General features: G+C 73.4%; 21 protein-coding genes. 7 read left to right on the top strand and 14 right to left on the bottom strand.

What is annotated here, in order from left to right:
- The first annotated feature begins 41 nt into the window (after positions 1 to 41).
- Positions 42 to 2159, top strand: coding sequence for a M14 family zinc carboxypeptidase (locus tag AB0C02_RS16640; RefSeq protein ID WP_357548957.1), 2118 nt, complete (start codon positions 42 to 44; stop codon positions 2157 to 2159).
- Positions 2160 to 2240: 81 nt separating this feature from the next.
- Positions 2241 to 2939 carry a fasciclin domain-containing protein gene (locus AB0C02_RS16635; RefSeq protein ID WP_357548955.1) on the top strand — a complete coding sequence of 233 codons (699 nt, stop codon included), beginning with the start codon at positions 2241 to 2243 and terminating at the stop codon, positions 2937 to 2939.
- A 73-nt stretch (positions 2940 to 3012) separates the two neighbouring features.
- On the opposite strand, the gene AB0C02_RS16630 is transcribed toward AB0C02_RS16635, so the two are convergent.
- The 4 genes from AB0C02_RS16630 to AB0C02_RS16615 form a co-directional block, all read right to left on the bottom strand.
- Positions 3013 to 4296, bottom strand: a complete 1284-nt coding sequence (locus AB0C02_RS16630) for a citrate synthase (RefSeq protein WP_357548952.1) — start codon at positions 4294 to 4296, stop codon at positions 3013 to 3015.
- Positions 4297 to 4498: 202 nt separating this feature from the next.
- Positions 4499 to 6541: a sulfatase-like hydrolase/transferase gene (locus AB0C02_RS16625; protein ID WP_357548946.1), complete on the bottom strand. Its 2043-nt coding sequence runs from the start codon at positions 6539 to 6541 to the stop codon at positions 4499 to 4501.
- On the bottom strand, positions 6534 to 7946 hold the full coding sequence (locus AB0C02_RS16620) for a class I SAM-dependent methyltransferase (RefSeq protein ID WP_357548942.1): 1413 nt from the start codon (positions 7944 to 7946) through the stop codon (positions 6534 to 6536). The genes AB0C02_RS16625 and AB0C02_RS16620 overlap by 8 nt, the downstream gene beginning before the upstream one ends.
- 5 nt (positions 7947 to 7951) lie before the next feature.
- Positions 7952 to 8101: a hypothetical protein gene (locus AB0C02_RS16615; protein ID WP_167666652.1), complete on the bottom strand. Its 150-nt coding sequence runs from the start codon at positions 8099 to 8101 to the stop codon at positions 7952 to 7954.
- A gap of 180 nt (positions 8102 to 8281) precedes the next feature.
- On the opposite strand from AB0C02_RS16615, the gene AB0C02_RS16610 reads away from it, so the two are divergent.
- Positions 8282 to 8671 (top strand): VOC family protein, encoded by a 390-nt coding sequence (locus tag AB0C02_RS16610; RefSeq protein WP_357548939.1) that lies wholly within the window; start codon positions 8282 to 8284, stop codon positions 8669 to 8671.
- Between the two features lie 14 nt (positions 8672 to 8685).
- Here the strand turns inward: AB0C02_RS16610 and AB0C02_RS16605 are convergent, their stop codons facing one another.
- The 6 genes from AB0C02_RS16605 to AB0C02_RS16580 form a co-directional block, all read right to left on the bottom strand.
- On the bottom strand, positions 8686 to 9516 hold the full coding sequence (locus AB0C02_RS16605; protein ID WP_357548937.1) for a helix-turn-helix domain-containing protein: 831 nt from the start codon (positions 9514 to 9516) through the stop codon (positions 8686 to 8688).
- Positions 9517 to 9636: 120 nt separating this feature from the next.
- Positions 9637 to 10869: a glycosyltransferase gene (locus AB0C02_RS16600; RefSeq protein ID WP_357548934.1), complete on the bottom strand. Its 1233-nt coding sequence runs from the start codon at positions 10867 to 10869 to the stop codon at positions 9637 to 9639.
- A 3-nt stretch (positions 10870 to 10872) separates the two neighbouring features.
- Positions 10873 to 13080, bottom strand: a complete 2208-nt coding sequence (locus AB0C02_RS16595) for a glycosyltransferase family 39 protein (RefSeq protein ID WP_357548931.1) — start codon at positions 13078 to 13080, stop codon at positions 10873 to 10875.
- 45 nt (positions 13081 to 13125) lie between these two features.
- On the bottom strand, positions 13126 to 14616 hold the full coding sequence (locus tag AB0C02_RS16590) for an ATP-binding protein (protein ID WP_357548929.1): 1491 nt from the start codon (positions 14614 to 14616) through the stop codon (positions 13126 to 13128).
- On the bottom strand, positions 14594 to 15334 hold the full coding sequence (locus AB0C02_RS16585; protein ID WP_357549071.1) for a response regulator transcription factor: 741 nt from the start codon (positions 15332 to 15334) through the stop codon (positions 14594 to 14596). The genes AB0C02_RS16590 and AB0C02_RS16585 overlap by 23 nt, the downstream gene beginning before the upstream one ends.
- Positions 15335 to 15425: 91 nt before the next feature.
- Positions 15426 to 15647: a hypothetical protein gene (locus AB0C02_RS16580; protein ID WP_357549070.1), complete on the bottom strand. Its 222-nt coding sequence runs from the start codon at positions 15645 to 15647 to the stop codon at positions 15426 to 15428.
- Positions 15648 to 15855: 208 nt separating this feature from the next.
- Between AB0C02_RS16580 and AB0C02_RS16575 the strand changes: the two genes are divergently transcribed.
- The gene (locus AB0C02_RS16575) at positions 15856 to 16284 is read left to right on the top strand and encodes an OsmC family protein (RefSeq protein ID WP_357548927.1); all 429 of its coding nucleotides are present in this window, start codon (positions 15856 to 15858) and stop codon (positions 16282 to 16284) included.
- Positions 16285 to 16288: 4 nt separating this feature from the next.
- Here AB0C02_RS16575 and AB0C02_RS16570 read toward each other — a convergent pair whose 3' ends face one another.
- The gene (locus AB0C02_RS16570; RefSeq protein ID WP_357548925.1) at positions 16289 to 17239 is read right to left on the bottom strand and encodes an endonuclease/exonuclease/phosphatase family protein; all 951 of its coding nucleotides are present in this window, start codon (positions 17237 to 17239) and stop codon (positions 16289 to 16291) included.
- A 417-nt stretch (positions 17240 to 17656) separates the two neighbouring features.
- On the opposite strand from AB0C02_RS16570, the gene AB0C02_RS16565 reads away from it, so the two are divergent.
- The gene (locus AB0C02_RS16565; RefSeq protein ID WP_357549069.1) at positions 17657 to 18397 is read left to right on the top strand and encodes a hypothetical protein; all 741 of its coding nucleotides are present in this window, start codon (positions 17657 to 17659) and stop codon (positions 18395 to 18397) included.
- Positions 18398 to 18404: 7 nt separating this feature from the next.
- Here the strand turns inward: AB0C02_RS16565 and AB0C02_RS16560 are convergent, their stop codons facing one another.
- Both AB0C02_RS16560 and AB0C02_RS16555 read right to left on the bottom strand, forming a co-directional pair.
- On the bottom strand, positions 18405 to 18935 hold the full coding sequence (locus AB0C02_RS16560) for an ATPase (protein WP_357548921.1): 531 nt from the start codon (positions 18933 to 18935) through the stop codon (positions 18405 to 18407).
- 201 nt (positions 18936 to 19136) lie between these two features.
- Positions 19137 to 19451, bottom strand: coding sequence for a hypothetical protein (locus AB0C02_RS16555; protein ID WP_357548918.1), 315 nt, complete (start codon positions 19449 to 19451; stop codon positions 19137 to 19139).
- Between the two features lie 189 nt (positions 19452 to 19640).
- Between AB0C02_RS16555 and AB0C02_RS16550 the strand changes: the two genes are divergently transcribed.
- Both AB0C02_RS16550 and AB0C02_RS16545 read left to right on the top strand, forming a co-directional pair.
- On the top strand, positions 19641 to 20612 hold the full coding sequence (locus AB0C02_RS16550; protein WP_357548916.1) for a DUF2267 domain-containing protein: 972 nt from the start codon (positions 19641 to 19643) through the stop codon (positions 20610 to 20612).
- A gap of 55 nt (positions 20613 to 20667) precedes the next feature.
- Complete coding sequence (locus AB0C02_RS16545) at positions 20668 to 21456, top strand: fused MFS/spermidine synthase (protein WP_357548914.1); 789 nt, start codon at positions 20668 to 20670, stop codon at positions 21454 to 21456.
- Between the two features lie 15 nt (positions 21457 to 21471).
- Here the strand turns inward: AB0C02_RS16545 and AB0C02_RS16540 are convergent, their stop codons facing one another.
- A complete protein-coding gene (locus AB0C02_RS16540) occupies positions 21472 to 22770 on the bottom strand; it encodes an NAD(P)/FAD-dependent oxidoreductase (protein ID WP_357548912.1) in 1299 nt (432 codons plus the stop codon).
- Between the last annotated feature and the right edge of the window lie 35 nt (positions 22771 to 22805).

Raw genomic sequence — 22805 nt, 5'->3', positions numbered from 1 at the left:
TGCTGTTCGGCACCTTGTCAGTTCACTCCTCTGGAGCGTCCATGAGAGACAGACGGAAAACTATTTTCTCCGTCCTGCTCGCCGCCAGCCTCGCGGCGGCGGTCGCGCCCATGCCCGCCTATGCCGTACCGGCCGGTGTCACCGTCCAAGCCGAGCCGAACCAGGTGCTGAACCTGTCGGTCGTGCAGAGCGACGGCTACGCCACCCTCGCGTGGACGCCGGTCGCCGGCGCCACCGACTACCAGATCGAGCGGACGCCGATCGCCGCCGACGGCTCGACGACCGGCGCCGCCGTCATCACCGGCGTCTGGCGGCCGAACCGCCAGATCAACAACGAGTCGCCGACCTTCGCCGACTCGGGATACAACCCGGGCGACCGGTTCCAGTGGCGGGTCCGCGCCCGCTTCGGCACCACCGCGCAGCCGTACTCGGAGCCGGTCTCCGGCGCCACCCTGGCGCCCTGGGGCGACCTGAACGTCCCGGGTGAGAACCTGCGGACCCAGTGGGAGACCACCCTCGGAGCGCAGTACACCAGCGACGTCAACGAGTACGCCTACACCGAGGCGCTCGAAAAGGCGAGCGACCGGGTCCGGGTGACCGAGATCGGCAAGACCGTGCTCGGCCGGCCGATCAACATGTTCATCCTCGGCTACCCGAAGCCGCCGGCGACCGCGGCGGCCGTGGCGGCCACCTCGCCGCTGCTGGTCAACTGCAACGTGCACGGCAACGAGCCCGGTGACCGGGAAGCCTGCTTCATCATGGCGCGCAAGCTGGCCTTCAGCACCGACGCCCGCACCATCGACCTGCTGTCGCACACCACCGTGCTGATCGTGCCGACGATCAACGGCGACGGCCGGGCGGCCAACACCCGGGGCAACTCGACCGGGCAGGACCTGAACCGGGACTACTCGCTGATCCGCCAGCCGGAGAACGCCGCGTTCGTACGGATGCTGCGCGACTACCACCCGGTGGCCAGCTACGACGGTCACGAGTTCGGCAACGCCAACGCCGGTGACCTGCCGATGCTGCCGCCGCGGCACCAGAACGTGGCCAAGTCGATCTTCGACGAGTCGCAGCACATGATCGAAGGCCACATGTACACCCAGGGCGCCAAGGACGGCTGGTGGCCGTGCCCGTACGGGTGTAGTGGCGGCGGGGCCGTGGGCCTGAGCGAGGAGACCATCCTCCGTAACACGGCCGGGCTCAAGAACGTCGTCAACTCGCTGCTCGAGCTGCGCAGCTCGGGCGGCACCACCCGCCCGGACGAGGGCAACACGGCGAACAACCGGCGCCGTAAGACCTTCTCCGCGCTGTGGACGTTCAACCAGTTCCTCGACTACCACCGGGCAAACCTCCCGGCGATCACCACGGCGCGGGCCGAGGCGATCAAGTTCCAGGTGTCGAACACCGGCCGCATCGTCTTCCGCGGTTCCCGCCCGATCGAGGCCTACCCGGCCCCGCACCCGGGTGAGGCCCCGCCGCCGGCCGACGCCCCGGCCGCCAAGGACATCCTCGACAACGCGCCGTGCGCGTACAAGCTCACCGAGGAGCAGTACAACGGGGCGCGCACCGACGGCCCGGCCGGCATGCGCACCACCGTGGCGGAGCGTCTCGCCGCGCACGGCTGGCAGGTCGTCAAGACCGCCGACGGGTACGTCGTGCCGCTGACCCAGCCGGAGCGGGGTCTGATCCCGCTGCTGCTGGACGGGCAGGGTGCCGAGTACATGGTGGCCGGCGAGCGGGTGTACCCGACCCTGACCGGCAAGCACAACGGCAAGCTGACCATCTCCGGCTTCGCCTGCCTGAAGGACGTCACGGTGAACGGCCCGGTCCGGGTCCAGCCGGGCGCCACGCTGATCGCGACCGGCTCGTCGTTCACCGGCCCGGTGGAGGCCAGCGGCGCCGCGGGTGTCTTCCTGACCAACAGCACGGTCACCGGCCCGACCCGGATCACGGAGACCGCCGGCCCGGTGGTGGTCATCGACGTCAAGGCCACCGGCCCGGTCGAGCTGACGAACAATCGCGGCGGCGCGCCCCTGGTGGCGGCCAACACGGTGACCGGTCCGCTGCAGTGCAGCGGCAACGCCAACGGCCCGGTCAACCTGGAAGTGCAGAACTCGGTCACGGGACCGAAGAGCGGCCAGTGCGCCGGTCTGTGACCCGCTGATCGTCGTACCGGCTGGGCCGGCCTTCGGGCCGGTCCGGCCGGTACGGCCCCGATTTGACCTGGAGAAGACCCGGTGGACCAGCTCGTCACCGCACCATTCCGTCCCCGCCGGCCGGGCCGGCGGGCCGCACGACGTCGGCTGACCGCGCTCGCCGCAGTGGGCCTGTCCCTGGCCCTCGCCGGCTGCTCCGGCTCCGGCGACGCCGCCCCGGCCCGGGCGGCGACCGACGCCACGGCAGCGGCGGCACCCGCCCTCCACGGGCCGCTGTGTGACGCGCTGCCCTCGGGCACCGATCCCGGCAACCCGGCATCGCTGACCCAGGAGCCCCCCGAGGCGGCCCTGCAGTGGATCCCCGTCCTCACCATGTTCGAGGCGGCGGTACGGGCCGCCGGCCTGGAGTCCGAGCTGCACCGTGCGTCCGGGGTGACCATTCTCGCCCCCAGCGACGACGCGTTCGAGCTGCAGTTCTCCGAGGACAACCTGGACGAGCTCTTCATCACCGACAAGGACAAGCTGCGCGGCCTGCTCCGCGAGCACCTCGTCGCCGGATCGCTGTCGATGTCCGACCTGGTGGCCGCCGGCGAGGTCACCACGCTCGCCGGTACGAAGATCCCCGTCACCGAGGCCGGCGGCGGGACGAGCGCCCGGGTGGCGCGCAAGGCCGACACCGTCTGCGCCGACTACCAGGCCGCCGGTGCGCGGATCCACATCATCAACCGGGTGCTCGGCAACCTGCCCGTCACCGCGGGCGAGGGCCACAAGAGCCACTGACCCACGCACCCGCGTACGCGAAAAAGGCCGCCGACCCCTTGTGGGGTCGGCGGCCTTCGCCGTCGGTCGGAGGTCAGCGCTCCGCGGCCGGGACGTAGTCCCGCTCGGCGTAGCCGGTGTAGATCTGCCGCGGGCGGCCGATCTTGGTCTCCGGGTCGTTGATCATCTCGCGCCACTGGGCGATCCAGCCGGGCAGCCGGCCCAGGGCGAACAGCACCGTGAACATCTTGGTCGGGAAGCCCATGGCCTTGTAGATCAGGCCGGTGTAGAAGTCCACGTTCGGGTAGAGCCGGCGGGAGACGAAGAAGTCGTCGGCGAGGGCGATCTCCTCCAGCTGAATCGCGAGGTCCAGCAGCGGGTCCGGCTTGGCCATCCGGTCGAGCACGTCCTGGGCCGCCTTCTTCACGATCGCGGCGCGCGGGTCGTAGTTCTTGTAGACCCGGTGGCCGAAGCCCATCAGCTTCACGCCGGTCTGCTTGTCCTTCACCTTCTGCACGAAGGAGCGGACATCGCCGCCGTCGGCCTGGATCCGCTGGAGCATCTCCAGCACGGCCTGGTTGGCACCGCCGTGCAGCGGGCCGAACAGCGCGTTCACCCCGGCCGACACGGAGGCGAAGAGGTTGGCGTTGCTGGAGCCGACCAGCCGCACGGTCGAGGTGGAGCAGTTCTGCTCGTGGTCGGCGTGCAGGATGAAGAGCATGTCGAGCACCCGGGCCACCACCGGGTCGACCTCGTACGGCTCGGCCGGCACCCCGAAGTTCATGCGCAGGAAGTTCTCGACGTAGCCGAGCGAGTTGTCCGGGTACAGCAGCGGCTGGCCGATCGACTTCTTGTAGGCGTACGAGGCGATGGTCGGGACCTTCGCCATCAGCCGCACCGTGGACATCTCCACGTGCTCGGAGTCGAACGGGTCCAGGCTGTCCTGGTAGAAGGTCGAGATCGCGCTCACCGCCGAGGAGAGCACGGCCATCGGGTGCGCGTCGCGCGGGAAGCCGTCGAAGAACCGACGCATCTCCTCGTGCAGCAGCGAATGCCGCCGGATCCGCTCGCTGAACTCGCTGAGCTGCTGCTGGGTCGGCAGCTCACCGTAGATCAGCAGGTACGAGACCTCCAGAAAGGAGGACTTCTCGGCCAACTGCTCGATCGGGTAGCCCCGGTACCGCAGGATGCCCGCGTCACCGTCGATGTAGGTGATCGCGGAGGAGCAGGACGCGGTGTTGACGAAACCGGGGTCGTAGGTGGTCATCCCGGTTTCCTTGAGCAGGTTGCCCACCTTGATTCCGCCGGGGCCTTCGACCGCGGACTGCACCGGCATCGACAGCTGGCCACCGGGGTGGTCGAGCTTGACTTCCGTCATCTGTTCCTCGCTTCGCCGGCAAGATCTTCGTTGAGTTGCCTTCGCTTTTACCGTACTTACGGTCCGGGCGACACCGCTCGTCATGGTTCTGCGGTGAGGTGTGCGTCACCCGATTCCCGACCGACCGGCGCGGAAACCCGCGAAAACGGGACCACCCCGGCCAAAGCCGGGGTGGTTGGAGGCGACCGAGGCGGGGGAACGGTCAGGACAGGCGGAGGCTGCGCAGGCTGCCGTCGGCTCCCACCCGATAGATGTCCAGGCGGTTGGCGCCGGCCACGAAGAGCCGGTCATCGGGCAGGAGGGCGGCGAAGCGTCGGCCGCCCTTGTCGGGCGAAACGACCGGGACGACCGCGCCCACGGTGCCGTTGACCGCCACCGCGAGCTTCGTCCCGTCCGGCACCGAAGCGGGCACGGTGCCCCAGACCAGGGCGGGCAGCTCGCCCGCCGCCGGGTCGACGGCGCGGAACGCGGCCAGGTTCGCCACGGTGGCCGCACCCCCGGCGGGCTTGCCGCCGACCCGGGTGCCGATCAGTGGGTCCGGGGCGGGCGTGGCGGGCGGGGACGGCACCCCGCCGGTGAGCCGCACCGGCTCGCCGGGGCGGTCGTAGAAGAGCTTGCCGGCGCCGTCGCGCGGGGGCTGTTTCGCCGAGCGGCCGTCCAGGCGCCACGGGACGCTGATGTGGGTCTCGTCGGCGATGGTGGGCAGCAGGTCGACGTGCTGCCAGTTCCGGTCGTCGGTCCGGCCGGCCTGCTGGCCGGGCTCCTTGACGAACATCGGCACCCAGGCGACCTGATCAGCGGCGTGGTTGATGGCGTCCATGCCCCGGCCCTGCCAGTCGCGCAGGAAGCTCACGCCGTGGTCGGCGGTGACCAGGACCAGGGCCTGGTCGTAGAGGCCGGTGGCCCGCAGCGTCCGCAGCGTCTCGCCGATCAGCCGGTCGGTGTAGCCGAGCTGGGCCAGGTGCCGCTGGCGGGCCAGGTCCACCCAGCCGGCGCCGTCGTTGGGCAGGTCGTCCGGGGCGGTGTAGCGAGCCCCGGACGGCAGGTACGCCCACGGCGCGTGCGGCATCAGCAGGTGCAGGAAGTGCAGGGTGGGCCGGGCGGACGGGCGCAGCCCGGCGAGGAAGGCGGTGAACCGGGCCGGCTGGTTGTCGTTGAGGGTGTCCCAGCGGAACTTCGGGTCGGCCGGAACCGGCTCGGCGGCGTCCAGGTTCGCCTCGGCGCGGGTCAGCTCGCGGTACGAGTTCTCCGGGTCGACCTGGCTGTCCACCGGCCCGGTGACCTGGCGCAGCAGCTTGCCGCTCTCCCGGACCAGCACGCCGAGCCCCTGCTCCGGGCTGGCCGGCTGCTCGCACCGGCTGGGCGGGCAGAGCCGGGTGATGCTCTCCTCGGCCTTGATCTCGTACAGGCCGCCGAGGGCGGTGAACAGGTTGTCCGGGTACTGCGAGTAGTGCGGGGCGACCGACTCGGCCGGGTAGCGGCCGGTGAGCATGGCCGGCAGCGCGTACGGCGTCCAGCCGCTCACCCCGGTGGCGTTGCGGTACCAGGTCGAACCGGCGGCGAGTTCGGCGAAGTGCGGGTACCGGGTGGCGTCGATCCGCCCGTCCGGGCCGAGCAGCGAGACCAGCGGCAGCTCGTCCAGGACGATCATGACCACCGGCGGGTGGCTGCCGGCGCCGGCCACCCCGGCGGCCCCGGCGTGGCCCCGGGGCAGCACCACCGCCGAGGCCGGCGTGGCGAAGACGAAGAGGCTGACGAAGACCACCGGCCCGGCCGCGGCCAGCCGCAGCACCCGCCCCGGGGCCCGCCAGCGCCGGTGCGCGACCGCCGCGCCGGCGCCGACCACCCCGGCGGCCAGCAGCAGCGGTACGCCCCGCAGCGGAGTGGTGTGCCGCCCCACCTGGACGGCGAGCGCGGCCAGCAGCAGCCCCACCACGAGGGTGTGCACGGCCGCCCGGGCGATCCGCACGGCCACCAGGCTGACCACGCCGAGCAGGGCGAACGGCACGGTCGGCACGACGGCGATCAGGGCCACCAGGAGCAGCACGTCGGCCGGGGAGGCGCCGTGGAACAGGAAGAAGTCCGGGCTGTGGCCCAGCACGTCCAGCATCGGCTGGGTGACCACCAGGCCGACCAACGCCACCACCTCCAGCAGCCGGCCCAGTTCGTCCCGCCACCCGGCCCGGCGACCGGGCGGCGGTGCGCCCGGGCGCACCTCGGGGGGCGCGAGAGTCTGTTCAGCCACGGGTCACCACCTGGTAGAGCGTGCGGGTGCCGGACGGCAGCTCGACCCGGCGGATGATCCGGCCGCGCGCCACGAGCAGCGCCTCGAACGCCTCGCGCCGGTAGTCCGGAAAGAGTCCGTCCGGCTTGTTGGCCAGCAGCCGCCGGGCCATCGGGTCCTCGGGGTGCACGTACTCCACGACCAGCGTGCCGCCGGGCGTGGTCAGCGCGGCGAGCTGGTCCAGCACCGCGTCCAGCGGCACGTTCCGGCCGATCGCCAGGTGGTGCACCAGCGCCAGCGCGAGGACGAGGTCGGCCCGCGCCCGGTCGGCGAAGGCCGCCCGCTCGACGCTCCGCCAGCCCCCGCCCGGCGACGGGTCGGCCAGGTCCATCACCAGCGGCAGGATCCGCCGCTCCCCCTCGTCCCGCAGCGCGCGGTAGAGCACGTCGACCACCGTCGGGTCCTGCTCGACCGCGACCACGTACTCGGCGTGCCGGGCCGCGATCCGGGCGTACCGGCCGTCGTTGGCGCCCAGGTCGAGGGCCAGCCCCGGCATCGTGACGGCCGCCGCCCGGTCGACGAAGCTCTCCTTCGTCTGCCGGTCGGGCATCGAGTACGCGCAGGTGCGCTGGTAGTCCGACCAGTGGCTCCGAGCCGGCCGGGCGTCCAGCCGGCGGACCAGCTTCTCCAGGCCGCGTACGGTCGCCAGCACCAGCTCACGGGAGTAGCCGGCGTCCCGAAGCTGGGCGCGCACGTCGCTGGTGCTGGCGTGCGCGTGGCGGGCCTGCAGCGCGCCGTGCAGGTGGACGTGGGTGAGCACCCCGGTGTGCCGCCGGCGCGCGCCCGAGAAGAGGCGGCGCATCTGATCCGGCTCGATACCGTCGATCCGGGCCCGCAGCCAGGGCTGGAAGTCCAGCCCCAGATGGGCCTGCAGCAGCAGCGGATAGAGCAGGGTCTGACAGAACTGGCGATAGCCGGCCCAGGGCTCTCCGTCGCGGGCCGGCTCGAACGAGCCGACGTCGATGAAGACCGGTGCCGCGCCCTGCCACTGCAGGTTGTACGCCGAGCCGTCCTTGGTGGTGAAGCCGGCGGCCAACGCCGACCGCAGGATCTCCAGGTGCAGCAGGGCGGCGTCGCGCAGCATCCCGCACGACCACTCGTACGGGTACGAGACGAACGGGATGCGCTCGTGCCGCAGCACCGCGGCCCAGGGCAGGTCGACCGGGGTCGGGACGAGCTCTTCGGTGCCGCACACCTTGCCTGCGGCGAGCAGGTCCCGGAAGAAGTCGGTGGCGGCGAGAGCCCGCCAGTCGCGGGCGGACCGCTCGTCGAGGCCGCGCAGCACCTCGCCCCGGCGGTGGAAGACCCGGTTGCCCGGGTCACGGAACGAGCCCGGCACCCGGGCACCGGCGTCGGAGACGGACACGCCGGTCAGCTCCGGTCGGTGGGCTGCCGACGGAACCGGGCCACCAGCCGTCGCCAGTAGAGCTTGGCGGCCACCGCCGCTCCGGCCACCCCGCCGACCACCGCCTGCACGATGAGGCTGCCTGATCCCGCATCCAGGTAGGCCAGGTGCGTCACGGCTGCTCCCTTCCCCTCGCCGTTGATGGAGGCCGGCCCGATATCGCCGCTTTAACGCCACAAAGCCGGACTTGCACTCCACCGTACCTTCCTGGGCGGGACGCGGAGGCCGCACGGGTCAGCGCGCCCCGTCCGTTCTGTTCAAGACGCCCGGCCCCGCCTGCCCCTACGGTGACGGGCATGACACCGCACTTCGATCTCATCGGCATGGTCGTCACCGACATGGGCCGCACGCTGGACTTCTATCGACGGCTGGGGCTGCCGATCCCGGCTGGGGCGGAACGCGAACCGCATGTGGAGGTCACCCTGGCCAACGGCGTCCGGCTGGCCTGGGACACCGTGGCGACGATCCGCGGCTTCGACCCCGGCTTCACCCCACCCACCGGCAGCCCCCGGACCAGCCTGGCCTTCCGCTGCGCCGACGCGGGCGAGGTCGACCGCTGGTACGCCGAGCTGACCGCCGCCGGAAACCACGGCCACCTGCCGCCCTGGGACGCCGTCTGGGGCCAGCGGTACGCGGTCCTGCACGACCCGGACGGCAACGCCGTCGACCTGTTCGCCCCCCGGTGAGGACGGGGACGCGGTCAGGCCCGGCCGGGCGGCAGCAGCTGGGTCGGGGGCGCCCCGGCCAGGTCCTTCACCTCCCGGGTGAAATGAGCCTGGTCGGCGTAACCGGCCCGGGCTGCCGCCTCGGCCAGCGGGGTGCCGGCACGGGCCAGGTCGAGGGCCCGGTGCATCCGCAGGATCCGGGCGAGGGTCTTCGGGCCGTACCCGAAGAGAGCGTGGCTGCGCCGGTGCAGGGCCCGCGCGCCGAGGCCGACCTCGGCCGCGGTGGCCGCCACGGTGGCGCCGGCCGCCAACCGGGCGGCTACCCGTACGCCGAGCGGGTCGACGCCGCCGGCGACCCGCAGCCGCGCCACCGCGACCGCCTCCAGCCCGGCGGCGACCGGCTCGGCCCGGCCCGGCCAGTCGGGCGCCCCGACATCGCCCGGCGCGGCGTGCAACTGCCCAGTGGATGACCCGGTGCGACCCGGCGCAGCGGGACCCGCCGCCCCGCCGGGCCGTCGCGGAGGGCCGGCCTCGGCGGCTACCGCCAGCCGTTCGGCCAGGTCGACGGCCGGCCGGCCCCACAGGTCGGCCAGCGGGACGCGCCGGTCCCGCAGCTCCTCGGCGGGGACGCCGAAGACGGCGGGGCCGGTGCCGGGCGGCAGGCGCAGCCCGACCCAGCGCTCGCCGGGCACGCTGACGGAGAGATGGGCGGTCCGGTCCGGACCGGCGACCAGCAGGCCTGCGTGGCTGGACCAGAGCAGGTCGAGGCACCCGTCCGGCAACACCCGGACCGGCGTCGCGCCCACCGCGACGCTGTCCCACACCACCGCCCCACGAACCCCCGCCGCCGGCCGTTCCCGATACACGCCATCACCCTGCCACGCCACCCACCGACTCGTTGATCATGAGGTTGTTGTCCGGCCCCCCCGGCGTGTCGCGACAACAACTCATGATCGGCGGGAGCAGGCACGCGGCTGTGGCTCCCATTAGGGGCGGCGGTGATGCATGGCTAGGCGGAGCAGGATGAAGCGGAGGGCGGTGGCCGCGAGGTTCGCGGCCACCAGGACAGCCAGCTCCAGCCGACGGGGCGGCACGCCGGCGGCGGCGGTGTGCAGGATCGCCAGGAAGCCGCTGGTCAGGGCCAGCCCGAGGGCGAAGGCGAGCAGCCCCTGGAGGTGGTGTCGGCCGGCGTGCCGACGGCCAGTGACGCCGAAGGTGAGCCGCCGGTTGGCGGCCGTGTTCGCCACCGCGGTGACCAGCAGCGCCAGCAGGTTGGCCGGCTGCGCCCCGAGCGGGCCGCGGGTCAGCACGAACAGCACCAGGTACGCGAGCGTGCTGGCCACCCCGATCACGGCGAACCGGGCCAGTTGCCGGGGCAGCCCGACCGGCACCTGCGCCGGCGGCGGGCGCAGCGGCGCCCGGCCGACCTGCGCGCGCAGCTCCGCCAGGGGCAGCGCCCCGGCGACCAGCGCCCGGCCGAGCCGCCAGATGCCCCGCAGGTCAGCCAGCACGGTGGCGACGATGTCCACCCGGCTGTCCGGGTCGTCCACCCAGTCGACCGGCACCTCGTGAATCCGCAGCCCGGCCCGCTGTGCCAGGACGAGCAGCTCGGTGTCGAAGAACCAGCCGGTGTCCCGAACCAGTGGCAGCAGCTCGGCCGCCACGTCGGCGCGGATCGCCTTGAAGCCGCACTGCGCGTCGGAGAAACGCGCCGCGAGGGTTCCCCGCAGCAGCAGGTTGTAGCCGCGCGAGATCACCTCCCGCTTGGCGCCCCGGACCACCCGACTGGTCCGCGCCAGCCGGGTGCCGATGGCCAGGTCGGAGTGGCCTGAGATGAGCGGCGCCACCAGTGGCAGCAGGGCCGCCAGGTCGGTGGAGAGGTCCACGTCCAGGTACGCCAGCACCGGCGCCGGCGAGGCCGACCAGGCGGCCTGCAGCGCCCGGCCCCGCCCCTTCGCGTCCAGGTGCAGCACACTCACCTCGGGCAGTTCCGCGGCGAGCGCCTCGGCCAGCGCGAGGGTGCCGTCGACGCTGGCGTTGTCCGCCACGGTGATCCGGAACGGGTACGGGAAGTGCGCGGTGAGGTGCGCGTGCAGCCGCCGGACGCAGGGTGCCAGGTCGACCTCCTCGTTGTAGACGGGGACCACCACGTCCAGCACCGCGTCCGTTGTCGTCGCCCCGGCCTGTACCGCCGCCCGGGGTTCGCTCGGCCAGGTCATCGCTCAGCCCTGCTTTCCGCTGCTCAGGTCGTAGACGGTGACGCCGTCGACGGTCTTCGCGGTGAACTGCTCGGCGACCCAGCCGGCGATCTCCCCGGAGGCGCTGCTGCCCCCGTTGGCCCGGAACCCACCGCCGCCGATGAAGTAGTGGATCCTTCCGTCGGCGACGTACCGCTGGAACTGGGCCAGGGTCGGGGACGGATCGCTGCCGTTGAAGCCGCCGACCGGCATGACCGGCCGCTGGGTGGCGAGCTGGTAGCCGGAGGCGTTGTTCGAGCCGACGGTCGCGGCCGCCCAGGTGTAGTCGTCGGCGTCGGCCACCAGCAGCGCCTTCAGCTCAGCGCTCGGCTCGCGGGCGTCGAGCAGCCCGCCCATGCCACCGCCGCGCGACGACCGGCCGACGCCGCCCGGGAACTGGCCGCTCTGCCCGGTGCCGTTCTGGCCGCCGGGGAAGCCCGGGAACTGCCCGTTCGGACCACCGCCGGGGAACTGCCCGTTCGAGCCACCACCCGGGAAGCCCGGGAACTGCCCGTTCTGGCCGTCACCGTTCTGGCCGCCGGGCGGGCCGGGGAACTGCCCGTTCTGGCCGGCTTCGCCGCCGTGTCGGAGGCCGGGGAACTGGCCGCCGCCGGGGAACCCGCCGCGGCCGTGGCCGAAGGCGCCCTGCACGAACGGGCCGGCGCTCGGGATCGCGCCGGTATGCGCGGTCGACGCGGTCTGGAGGGAGTAGGCGACCGGGCCGGCGAGGGCGGCCGCCGCGCCGAGCGCCAGCACCACCGACGTCACCCGGCGGGGCAGCCGGTCGACGAGCACGAGCAGCGCGGCGGCGGCCAGGCCAACCACCAGCACGGCGGCGCGCAGCCCGGGGTACCAGTCGGCGCTGCGGCCCAGCAGCCGCCACGACCACCAGGCGGTCACGGCCAGGGTGACTGCGAGCATGGCGGTCGCCGCGAGAGCGCGCCAGCGGACCGGGCCGGTCCGGGCCCGCCACAGCAGGGTCGCGCCGATGCCGACCAACGCGCCCACCGCCGGGGCCAGGGCCACCGTGTAGTACGGGTGGAAGATCCCGGACATGAAGCTGAAGATCAGCCCGGTGACCAGCAGCCAGCCGCCCCAGAGCAGCAGTCCCGCCCGGGTGCGGTCGGTACGCGCCGCCCGGCCGGCCAGCACCAGCCCGGCCACCAGCAGGAGCAACGCGGCCGGCAGCAGCCAGGAGATCTGCCCGCCGACCTCGGTGTCGAACATCCGCAGCAGTCCGGTCTGCCCGGAGAACGGACCGCCGCCACCCATCCGGCCGGGTCCGACGCTGCCCTCCTCGTTGCCGGTGATCCGGCCCAGGCCGTTGTAGCCGAGGGCGAGTTCCAGGATGCTGTTGTGCTGCGACCCGCCGATGTACGGGCGGGCACCGGCCGGGACCAACTCGACGACCGCCACCCACCAGCCGGCGGAGACCAGCAGCGCCAGCCCGGACAGCAGCAGCTGCCGGATCCGCCGCCAGAAGCCGGCCGGCGCGGCCAGCAGGTAGACCCCGGCGAAGACCGGGATCACCAGGAACGCCTGGAGCATCTTGGTGAGGAAGCCGAGGCCGACCAGCGCGCCGGTCAGCGCGATCCACCGGGTGCTCGCCGTCTCGATCGCGCGGACCGTGGCGTACGCGGCGGCGACCAGGAGGAACACCAGCAGCGCGTCGGGGTTGTTGAACCGGAACATCAGGGTGGCCACCGGGGTGACCGCGAGCACCGCGCCCGCCATCAGGCCGGCGGCCGGGCCGTACCAGCGGCGTACGGCGGCGTGCAGCACGCCGACCGAGGCCACCCCGAGCAGCGCCTGCGGCACCAGGATCGCCCAGCTGCTCAGCCCGAAGATCCGGACCGAGAGCGCCATCAGCCAGAGCGCGGCGGGGGTCTTGTCGACCGTGATCGAGTTGGCCGCGTCGGAGGAGCCGTAGAAGAACGCCTTCCAGCTATCCGAGCCGGCCTGCACGGCCGCCGAGTAGAACGCGTTGCCCCAGCCCGAGGCGCCCAGGCCCCACAGGTAGAGCACGGCGGTGGCCAGCAGCAGCCCGACCAGGGCCGGCCTGGCCCAGCGCGGGTCGCGGCGGGAGGGCTTCGGCGGCGAAGCTGCCGCGGGCACCGGTTCCGGGGCGGGGGCCGGACCGGTCGCGGCAGACTCCGGCGGGGGCATGGCCGGCAAATAGTCTGTTTTGTCCATGCCGGCCAGCTTCCGGCAGCCCGCTGGCCCGGGCCCGTGAAAGACCTATGCGGCGGCTGTGGATCGCGGCAGCCGCACCGTGAACACGGTCCGGCCGGGGCGACTGGACACATCGACCCGGCCCTGGTGGGCCTCCACCACGGCGGCCACGATGGCCAGGCCGAGGCCGGTGCTGCCGTGCGCCCGGGACCGGGAACTGTCGCCGCGAGCGAAGCGTTCAAAGATCTCCGGCTGAAGGTCGACGGGGATGCCGGGGCCGTCGTCCGTCACGCTCAGCTCGACTCCGTCGGCCAACGAGGCGAGCCGGGTGGTGACGATGGCGCCCGGCGGGGTGTGCACCCGGGCGTTGGCGAGCAGGTTGGCCACCACCTGGTGCAGCCGGTGGGCGTCGCCGGTGACACTGACCGGCTCGTCGGGCAGGTCGAGCTTCCAGCCGTGGTCGGGGCCGGCCGCGTGCGCGTCGCTGATCGCGTTCACCACCAGGGCGGTGAGGTCGACCGGCTCGGCCGCGAGGGGCCGGCCGGAGTCGAGCCGGGCCAGCAGCAGCAGGTCGTCGACGAGACTGGTCATCCGGACGCTCTCCGACTCGACCCGGCGCAGGGCGTGCGCCACGTCCGGCGGGACCTCGTCCCGGCCTCGCCGGGCCACCTCGGCGTATCCCCGGATCGCCGCCAGGGGCGTACGCAGCTCGTGGCTCGCGTCGGCGACGAACTGGCGTACCCGGGTCTCGCTGGCCTGCCGGGCGGCGAGTGCGGCGGCGACGTGGCCGAGCATCCGGTTGAGGGCGACGCCGACCTGTCCCACCTCGGTACGCGGGTCGGTGTCGGCCGGCGGCACCCGGACCGACAGCGCCACCTCGCCGCGGTCCAACGGCAGCTCGGTCACCCGGGTGGCGGTGGCGGCGACCCGGTTCAGCGGGCGCAGGGCGGCCCGGACGATCAGGGCGCCGAAGCTGCCGGCGATGAGCAGCCCGGCGGTGACCACGCCCGCCTGCGCGACCAGCATCCACATGACCGTCGCCTCGACCTGGGCGAGCGGAATGGCGAAGACCAGCACGTCACCGTCGGGCACCTTGCGGGCCACCGCGCGGTAGTTGCCGAGGCTGCCGACGTGGACGCTGCGCGGCGTGCCGTCGGCGGGCAGGCGGGTCAGCGCGGCCACCTCGCCGGCCGGCACCGTGACCGGGGCCTGGGCGCTCTGCTTCGACGCCGCGACCTGCCCACCGGCGATCCGGACCGCGATGGAATCGGTGGGAAGGCCGGGCGGGAGCGAGGGGGGGCGGCTCTCGTCGCGCCACTGGGGCAGGTCGAACGGAGACCGCCAGTCCTGCTGTCGGCGGGGCTGCTCACCGATGAGCTGGCTGTCGATCTTGGCGATCAGGAAGTGCCGCAGCGCCACCGTGGTGAGGCCGCCGATGCCGATGCTGACCAGAGCCAGCAGCGCCACCACGGAGAGCACCAGGCGGCGGCGCAGCGACCAGCCGGCCAGCCGGCCACGCAGCCGCCCGGCCAGGTCACTCCGCGGGCTTGAGGACATAGCCGGCGCCCCGCAACGTATGAATCATCGGCTCGCGGCCGGCGTCGATCTTCTTACGCAGGTACGAGATGTACAGCTCGACCACGTTGGCCTGGCCGCCGAAGTCGTAGTTCCAGACCCGGTCGAGGATCTGCGCCTTGCTCAGCACCCGGCGCGGATTGCGCATCAGGTAGCGCAGCAGCTCGAACTCGGTAGCGGTGAGGGTGATCGAGTCATCGCCCCGGCGTACCTCGTGGCTGTCCTCGTCGAGGGACAGGTCACCGACGGTGAGCACGGCGTTCTCACCGGTGGCGACCGCGAACCCGGTGCGGCGCAGCAGGGCACGCAGCCGGGCGATCACCTCCTCCAGGCTGAACGGCTTGGTGACGTAGTCGTCGCCGCCGACGGTCAGCCCGGCGATCCGCTCCTCCACGGCGTCCCGGGCGGTCAGGAAGAGCACGGGCACGGTCGGGGTCTCCTCGCGCAGCCGGCGCAGCACCTGGAAGCCGTCCAGGTCGGGGAGCATGACGTCGAGCACGACCGCGTCCGGCTTGAGCTGGCGGGCGGTGCTGATCGCGGCCATCCCGCTGCCGGCGGTGCTCACCTGCCAGCCCTCGTAACGCAGGGCCATCGAGAGCAGGTCGGTGAGGGTCGGCTCGTCGTCCACCACCAGGATCCGCACCGGTTCGCCGTCCGGTCGACGCAGCTCGATCCGGCCCTGCGCACCCCGCCCATCCATACCCATGTCCCCTATCGTGGGCGGGTCCGCTGTGCCGAACCTGTTCCAATCCTGTGTACCAGCTGTGCGGCCGGGCCGGCTCCGACCCGGCTCACTCGGTGGCGCCGAACGGTTCGGTGCGCACGTACCGCATGGTCCAGGTGCCCCAGCCGTCGCGGTGGTCCCGTTCATAGAGGTGGTCGGCCTCGCCGTCGGGGGTCGGACGGCCCGGGTGACGCATGATCCACCGCGGTGGCGGCGCCCCGTCGGGGTCGGCCGGCAGGTCCCGGACCAGGTCGTCGGCGGGCCCGCCGACGAACCGTACGCGCACCATCGCCACCCGTACCCTCCGCTTCTTCCGCGGCCCGCCGCGTCCCGGCGCCCCTGCCCGGGAAGCTACCTCGCGTCGGTGGGCCCGCACCGGAAAACCCTCGGCGGTTTGCTCCGCTCGGGACCTGGGAACCGCGACGAGCGCCGGCGGGGAGCCGGTTTCGCGCTGCGGGGGCCGGGTAGCCGGGCGGGTGAGTGACGGGAGGAACGCGATGCCGAATCCGAGTTCCTGGCTGCCCGAGAAGGCCACGGCGACCGCCGCGGGGGGTCATGTACGCACCGAGGACGGCGGGCTTTCCACGGCCCTGGCGTCCCCGCTGGCGCCGCACTGCACCGGCCTGACGCCCGAGCAGTTGCTAGCCGCGGCGTTCGCCTCCTGCCTGCACCACGCGGCGGTGGAGGCGGCGGCCGAGATCACCAACGAGGCGCACACCGTCGAGGTGACGGCGGAGGCGACGCTCGGCCGCGACGACGACGGCCGGTACCGGGCCGACGTGCACGCGGAGATCTCGTCCGCCGGGCTGACCCGCGACCAGTTGGCGGACCTGGTCGCGTGCGCCGATCGACTCTGGCCGTTCTCCAGCAGCGACGCCAGCCGGCACCGGCTGACCGTCACTCCCGCCGACAACGGCCGGCGCTGACCTCTCACCAGCGGAAACCGGCGGTCACTGCCCGGTGGTCGCTGTCCGGGGTGTGCAGCACGCCGGCCGTGGTGGGGGTGAGACCGCGGTAGAGCACGTGGTCGGGGCGGATCACCGGCAGCTCCGCTGGCCAGGTGAAGCCGAAGCCCTGCCCGGCGTCGGCCTGCGCGTCGTGCAGCAGCCGGGTGAGCGGGACGAATACCCGGTCGGTGGTGGCGGTGTTCAGGTCGCCGAGCACCACCAGCCGGGGCGCCGGGTCGGCCCGCACGGCGGCGGCCAGCGCCGCGAGGGTCTCGTCGCGGGTCACGGTGTGCCCGGCGCGGGCGGAGCCCAGGTGGACCACGTACACCACCAGGTCGCCCTGCGGGGTGGCGACCACCGCGCGCAGCGCCCGGTCCCAGCCCAGGCCGGTGTCCACCCCGACGAAGTCGCGGATCGGCCACCGGCTCCACAGCGCGACCGTCGTGACCGCGGCCCGATGCGGGTACCGCTGCCCCAGCACGGCTTCGACCCGGTCGCCGTCGTCGACCTCCTGCAGCCCGATCAGGTCCACGTCGGCGGCGGTCAGCGCGCCTATCGTGGCGGCCGGGTCGGGGTTCCCGGAGCGCAGGTTCTGGCTGGCCACCCGGACCGAGGCCGGCCCCGCGCCGGCCGCCGGTGGCAACCAGGCGCGCCCGTACAGCGCGCCCCAGGCGATCGCCGGAACCAGCACCACCAGCAGCGCCCGGCGGGAACGGCGCAGCAGCGCCGCCAGCCCGAGCAGGGGTACGCCCAACCCGAGCAGCGGGGCTGCGCTGTCAACCAGGCTGCCCAGGCCGTGCACGTTGGGCACCGCCCGATGGCCGGCGAGCAGCACGGCCAACAGGACCGCGAAGATGCTGACCACCAGCCCCCGCCGGCCACGGCGGCCGGCCGCATCGCCGGCGGCCGGCTCATCGACCATCTGCTCCGTCACCGTCCGCATCCTATCGATCCGGGCCGCCTGCGGTGGCTGGGCTCCCGGTGCGCTTCGCCCGCCGTCCGGCTGGCCCCACCGGCCGAACCGAGAACCGCAAATGACGGAGTAAGCATGGCCCGAACGAAGGAGGCACGTTCACGTCATCGAAGAAACGATCACCCGCGCGCTTTCTACCACTCTTCCTGGAATTACCGACAAAAACGATAGGAGTGAAAAGCGCCTTTCATGATTCGGTGATCGCAATTCTAGGGCGGATCATGGCAAATTGTGGCGCATGCCACCAACCAGGCCGATGGCAGGCGCGGCGAAGCTCTTTAGCCTCTCCGGGTGGATCCCGACGACCCCTCGCAGCAGAACCCAATCGAGACGTGCGTCTGCGGCCGGACGGTCGACCGGACATCGTCCGAACGGACGATCGGGCGACACCGAGTCCCGTCGCCTCGCCGGGGCCCGCTCGCGTCAACCCCCGCCCGATTCGTTCTCGCGGCCTGCGTGACCTGCTGCCTGGTCGGCTTCCTCGGTGCCCGGGACGACGCCCGGCAGGACCATGCGGCGGTCCGCGAGGCGCTGGCCGACCGCACCGCCGTCGAGCAGCGCGCCTCCCGGGACTTTGCGCGCACCATGCCGCCGGTGGTCGTGCCGGCCACCCCGGCCCCGACGGCCACGCCCAGCCCGAAGCCCACCAGGCCGGCGCCGAAAAAGCCCACCCGGCCGAAGCACCCCCGCCCGGTCGCCGGCCTCGACCAGCGGCAGATGGACAACGCCAAGGTGATCGTCGACGTCGGGCGGGGCATGAAGATGCCGCGCCGCGCCCTCGTCGTGGCCGTCGCCACGGCCATGCAGGAGAGCGAGCTGTACAACCTGGCCAGCGACGTGCTGCCGGAGTCCGCCAACTATCCGCACCAGGGCAGCGGCTCCGACCACGACTCGGTCGGGCTGTTCCAGCAACGACCCAGCAGCGGCTGGGGCACCGTCGCCGAGCTGATGCAGCCGGCGTACGCGGCCCGCGCCTTCTTCACGGCGCTCGCCGAGGTGCCGGGCTGGGCGGGCCTCAGCCTCACCCAGGCGGCCCAGGCGGTGCAGGTGTCCGCCTACCCCGACGCGTACGCCCAGCACGAGGAGCGCGCCACCACCGTGGTCGCCGCACTCGTCTGAGCGGAACTCAGGCGGCGCTGCGCTCGGTCGGGCCGGTCGCCGGGTCACCCGGAGCGCCCGCGGCCACCCGTGTCGCCGGCACCCCGGCCGCGGCGGTCGGGGTGTCCACCGGCACCGCGTCCCCGCGCACCCCCAGGATCTCCTCCACCCGGGCCTCCCGCCGCCGCCGGGCCAGCAGCGCCGCCTCGACGTCGCGGCGCGTACGCAGCGCCTCCGCGTACGCCTGCTCGCGGACCTGGCGGGCCTCCTCGCGGGCGGCCTCCAGCTCGCCGCGCGCCCGGGCCAACAGGTCGGCGGCCTCCCGCTCCACGAGCGTCGCGCCGGCCCGCACGGCGGCCGCGTCGGCATCCAGCGGGGTACGCCGACGCAGCAGGTCGCAGAGTCGGCTCGCCTCCTGCCGGATCCGATCCCACTCGCGACCGGCACCGGCGGCGCTCTCCGCGCGCGCGGCGAGCCGGACCAACCGGATTCCCAGCTCATCCAGGCAGGAGTCCACCTGCCGCTGGTCGTAACCGGTTTCAACGACGGAGAACCTCATACTGTCGCCCCCCAGGCAGCTGGTCGTACTTTCCCCCACTTGCCGATGCTGCTCGGTGACGGCCTCGGCCGCGGCAGTTCTGCGAAAAATATTCAGCATCCGAGGCTGGGGCTCGCCGCCCCCGCGGCCTCGGCGTCAGCGGCCCGGACAGGGGATGGCCCCCGACCCTGGGACCAGGGGCCGGGGGCCGGGGAGGGTGGCTCAGGCGGCCGGGACCGGTTGCCGGCGTGGCCCCGACTCGCGCAGTTCCGCGACGGTTGGCGACTCGGCGTCCTCCGGGGCGCCGGAATCGGGCGTCTGGAAGAGATACCGAACGAAGTCCCCACCCGCCTCGTTGTCGTCCGCTCCGGGCCACTGCCCCACACAGTCGACTCCGACCACCTCACGGCCGGTGCCGTCGGCCTCCTCGAGCAGCGCCCACAGCGTCACCGGGTAACAGCGGGTGGCCTCCGGCGTGACCTGCCACCGCGCGTACCAGCCGGGGCGGGCGGGGACGATCTCGATGATCCTCTTCATGGTGACCTTCCCTTCCGCGTGCATCGGAAGTCTTCCGGTCCACCCCGATCATGGGACACCGCCGGGTGAGCGGCCCTCACCCTCCGCGGATGAAGCCCGCCGGCCCCCGAGACGACACCCGTTTCCTTCCAGCCGGCGCCGGGAAGGCCACCCGCGAAAGGCGGAACCGACGAGGAACGAGGTGCGACGATGCGCAAGCAGATGGAGGGCGACAACCGGCGCCGCCGGACCCTGGCCCGGGAGGCCCGGGAACGCGGTCAGCGGCCGAGCCAGACCGGCGCCAGCCTGAGCGCGTCCAAGCAGGTCACCTCGCTGGACCAGCGGGAACGGTCCGGCCCGCCACCGGCCGGACGGCACAAGCCCAACACCACGCGGGGCGGTCCCGCACCGCCACCGGCCGGCATCCCGGAACGGCCCCGACCCCGTCCCGACGCGGGCCCGGGGCGGGTGACCACACTCGGCTACCGGGATCTCGTCGACGACGTCAGCCGGCGCGCCGGGGTCGACTTCTCCACCGCCAAGGTGGCCGCGGAGGCCACCGTGCTCGCGCTGGCCTGGGCGCTCGACGACGCCGAACGCGAACGGCTGCTCGAGGCGGTGCCGGTGAAGCTGCACGACGTGGTGCCGATGGACGGCATCGAACGCCGCCGTGACCTGCCCGGCTTCCTGGCCGAGGTGGGCCGCCGCAGCCGCCTCACCCCGGAGCAGGCGCGCTACCAGGCCGAGGCGACCCTGGCCGCGTTGGCCGACGCCGACGGCGACCTGGTCGAGTCGCTACACGTACCGGACGGGCTGCGGGACCTGCTGGCGCCACTGGAGCCCGGCGGCGGTCTGGTGGGTCCGACGTCCGCCACCGCGCCGCTGACCGAACAGGAACTGCGCGACGCGCTCGGCCGGCTGCCGTACTGGTCCAGCGACCGGCAGTCGCTGGTACGCACCATCGAGCTGCCGGCCGGCAACCTGGACCGGGTGCTCGACCGGCTCGACCAACTCCGGGTCGAGACCGGGCGCGGCCCCCAGATCGGCCGCCCCGACCCGGACAGCGCGGTGATCACGGTACGGACCCGACAGGTCGACGGGGTGACGGCTCAGGACGTGGACCTGGCCGGGCGGGTCGACGACGCCATCGACGAGGTGGGCGCCGGCATGAACGCCGGCTGAGCCGACCCCGGGCCGGCGGGCATTCCGCCCGCCGGCCCGGGTACCGTTGCCCGCCGTGGCAGGCGCGGAGGGTCTGGAGATTGTCACGGACCGGTCCCGGCCGACCGGGCGGACGCTGCTCGCCGCCGGCGTCGAACAGTCCTACGTGGACGTCGCCGACCCGTGCCACCTGCAATTCGAGTACGTCCGCCGGATGGCCGCCGTGGTCGACCTGGCCGCGCCGCCGGGCCGGCCGCTGGCCGCCCTGCATCTGGGCGGCGGCGCGCTCACCCTGCCGCGCTGGCTGGCCGCCACCCGGCCCGGCTCGCCGCAACGGGTGGTGGAATGTGACCCCGCGGTGGTCGAGCTGGTCCGCCGCGAGCTGCCGCCGACGCCGGCCGAGGTGGCCGTGGAGATCGGCGACGCCCGGGACGCGGTCACCGCCGCGCCGTCCGGCGCGTACGACCTGGTGCTCGCCGACGTCTACCGGGCGGCCCGGATGCCCACGCACGTGGCCAGCGTCGAGTTCGTCGCCGAGGTGGCCCGGGCGCTGCGCCCGGACGGCGTCTACCTGGTCAACGTGACCGACCTGCCGCCGCTGGTCTTCTCCCGTACCCAGGTGGCCACGCTGCGCGCCTTCTTCGCCGACGTCTGCCTGGTCGCCGACCGGCGGATGCTGCGCGGCCGGCGCTACGGCAACCTCGTGCTCGCCGCCGCCCACCACCCGGACCGGCTGCCGGTACGCCGGCTCGCCGCCCGGGTCGCGCGGGACCCGGTGCCCGGCGGCGTGCTGCACGCAGCGGCTCTGGACGCGTTCACCGCCGGCACCCGCCCGGCCACCGACGCCGACCTCGCCGCCGGCTGACTGTCGTTAGCGGGGTCAGGGGCGGCGTACCACCTCGGGCGACTCACTCTCCAGCGGCACCGCGTTCGCCGGCACCAGGCCGAGCCGCACCGACGGGCGGGACAGGGTCGCGTCGAGCAGCCAGTCGGCACCCACCCGGGCTCGGTTCCCCGGCATGGCGAGCAGATGGTAACCGCGGGTGACGGCCTTCGCCGGCAGGCCGGACATCGACAGCTTCAGCGGGTTGGCCGCCGCCTCCTTACCGCCCAGGTCGACCACCCAGCCCAGGTCGTAGTGCTTGTACGGCTTCCGCATGCCCTTCCCGTACGAGGCGGCGATGTTGTGCGCCGCGAGCTTGCCCTGGCGCTGCGCGTGCTGCGCGGTCATCGCACAGATCTGCCCGGGCCGGGTCGGGTCGGGCACCGCCGCCGCGTCGCCGCAGGCGTACACCTCCGGGCAGCCGGGGACGTTGAGGTACTCGTCCACCACCAGGCGTCCCTTCTCGGTACGCAGTCCCAGCTCGGCGACGAACGGGTCGGGACGCACCCCGACACACCAGACCAGACTGCACGTCGGGACGTACTCGCCGTCGGTGAGCATGACGCCGTCCGGGGTGGCCTCGGAGACCGAGGTGCCCATCCGCACGTCCACCCCGCGCTGGCGCAGCACCCGGTCGGCGGTGACCGACATCCGCTGGTCCAGCTCGGGCAGCACCCGGGGCGCCACGTCCAGCAGCATCCAGCGGGGGCGGACCTTCAGGTGGGGGCGTTGGGCGATGAGCCGGTCGGTGAAGAGCTGCCCGTGCGCGGCGACCTCGGTGCCGGTGTAGCCGGCGCCCACCACCACGAAGGTGGTCCGCGCCCGCTGCTCGACCGGGTCCTCGGTCAGCTCCGCCAGCTCGATCTGCCGCACCACATGGTCGTGCAGATAGAGCGCCTCGGGCAGGCCGCGGAAGCCGTGCGCGTACTCGGTCACCCCGGGGATGGGCAGCAGCTTGTTGACGCTGCCGACGGAGAGCACCAACCGGTCGTACGCGAGCTGGCCGTGGTCGCCCTCCGGGGAGCGGTAGCCGACCCAGCGATTCTGCAGGTCCACCCGGTCCGCCTCGCCGATCACCACCCGGACCCCGTCGAGGGTGCCGGCGAGCGGTACGGCGATCCGGGTCGGCTCGACCACCCCGGCGGCGACCTCGGGCAGCAACGGCAGGTAGAGGAAGTAGTCGGTCGTGTTCAGCAGGACGATCTCGGCCCGATTGGCGGCCATCCGGCTCAACGTCTTCGCCGCGTGGTATCCGGCGAACCCGGCCCCCACGATCACCACACGAGGTTTCGTCATGCCTGCTGCCGTTCCCTTCGACACGGCCGACAAAC

Origin of the sequence: Micromonospora sp. NPDC048999 (assembly GCF_040649295.1) — a bacterium.
Taxonomy (GTDB): Bacteria; Actinomycetota; Actinomycetes; order Mycobacteriales; family Micromonosporaceae; genus Micromonospora.
This window is presented reverse-complemented; position numbering and strand designations above follow the sequence as displayed.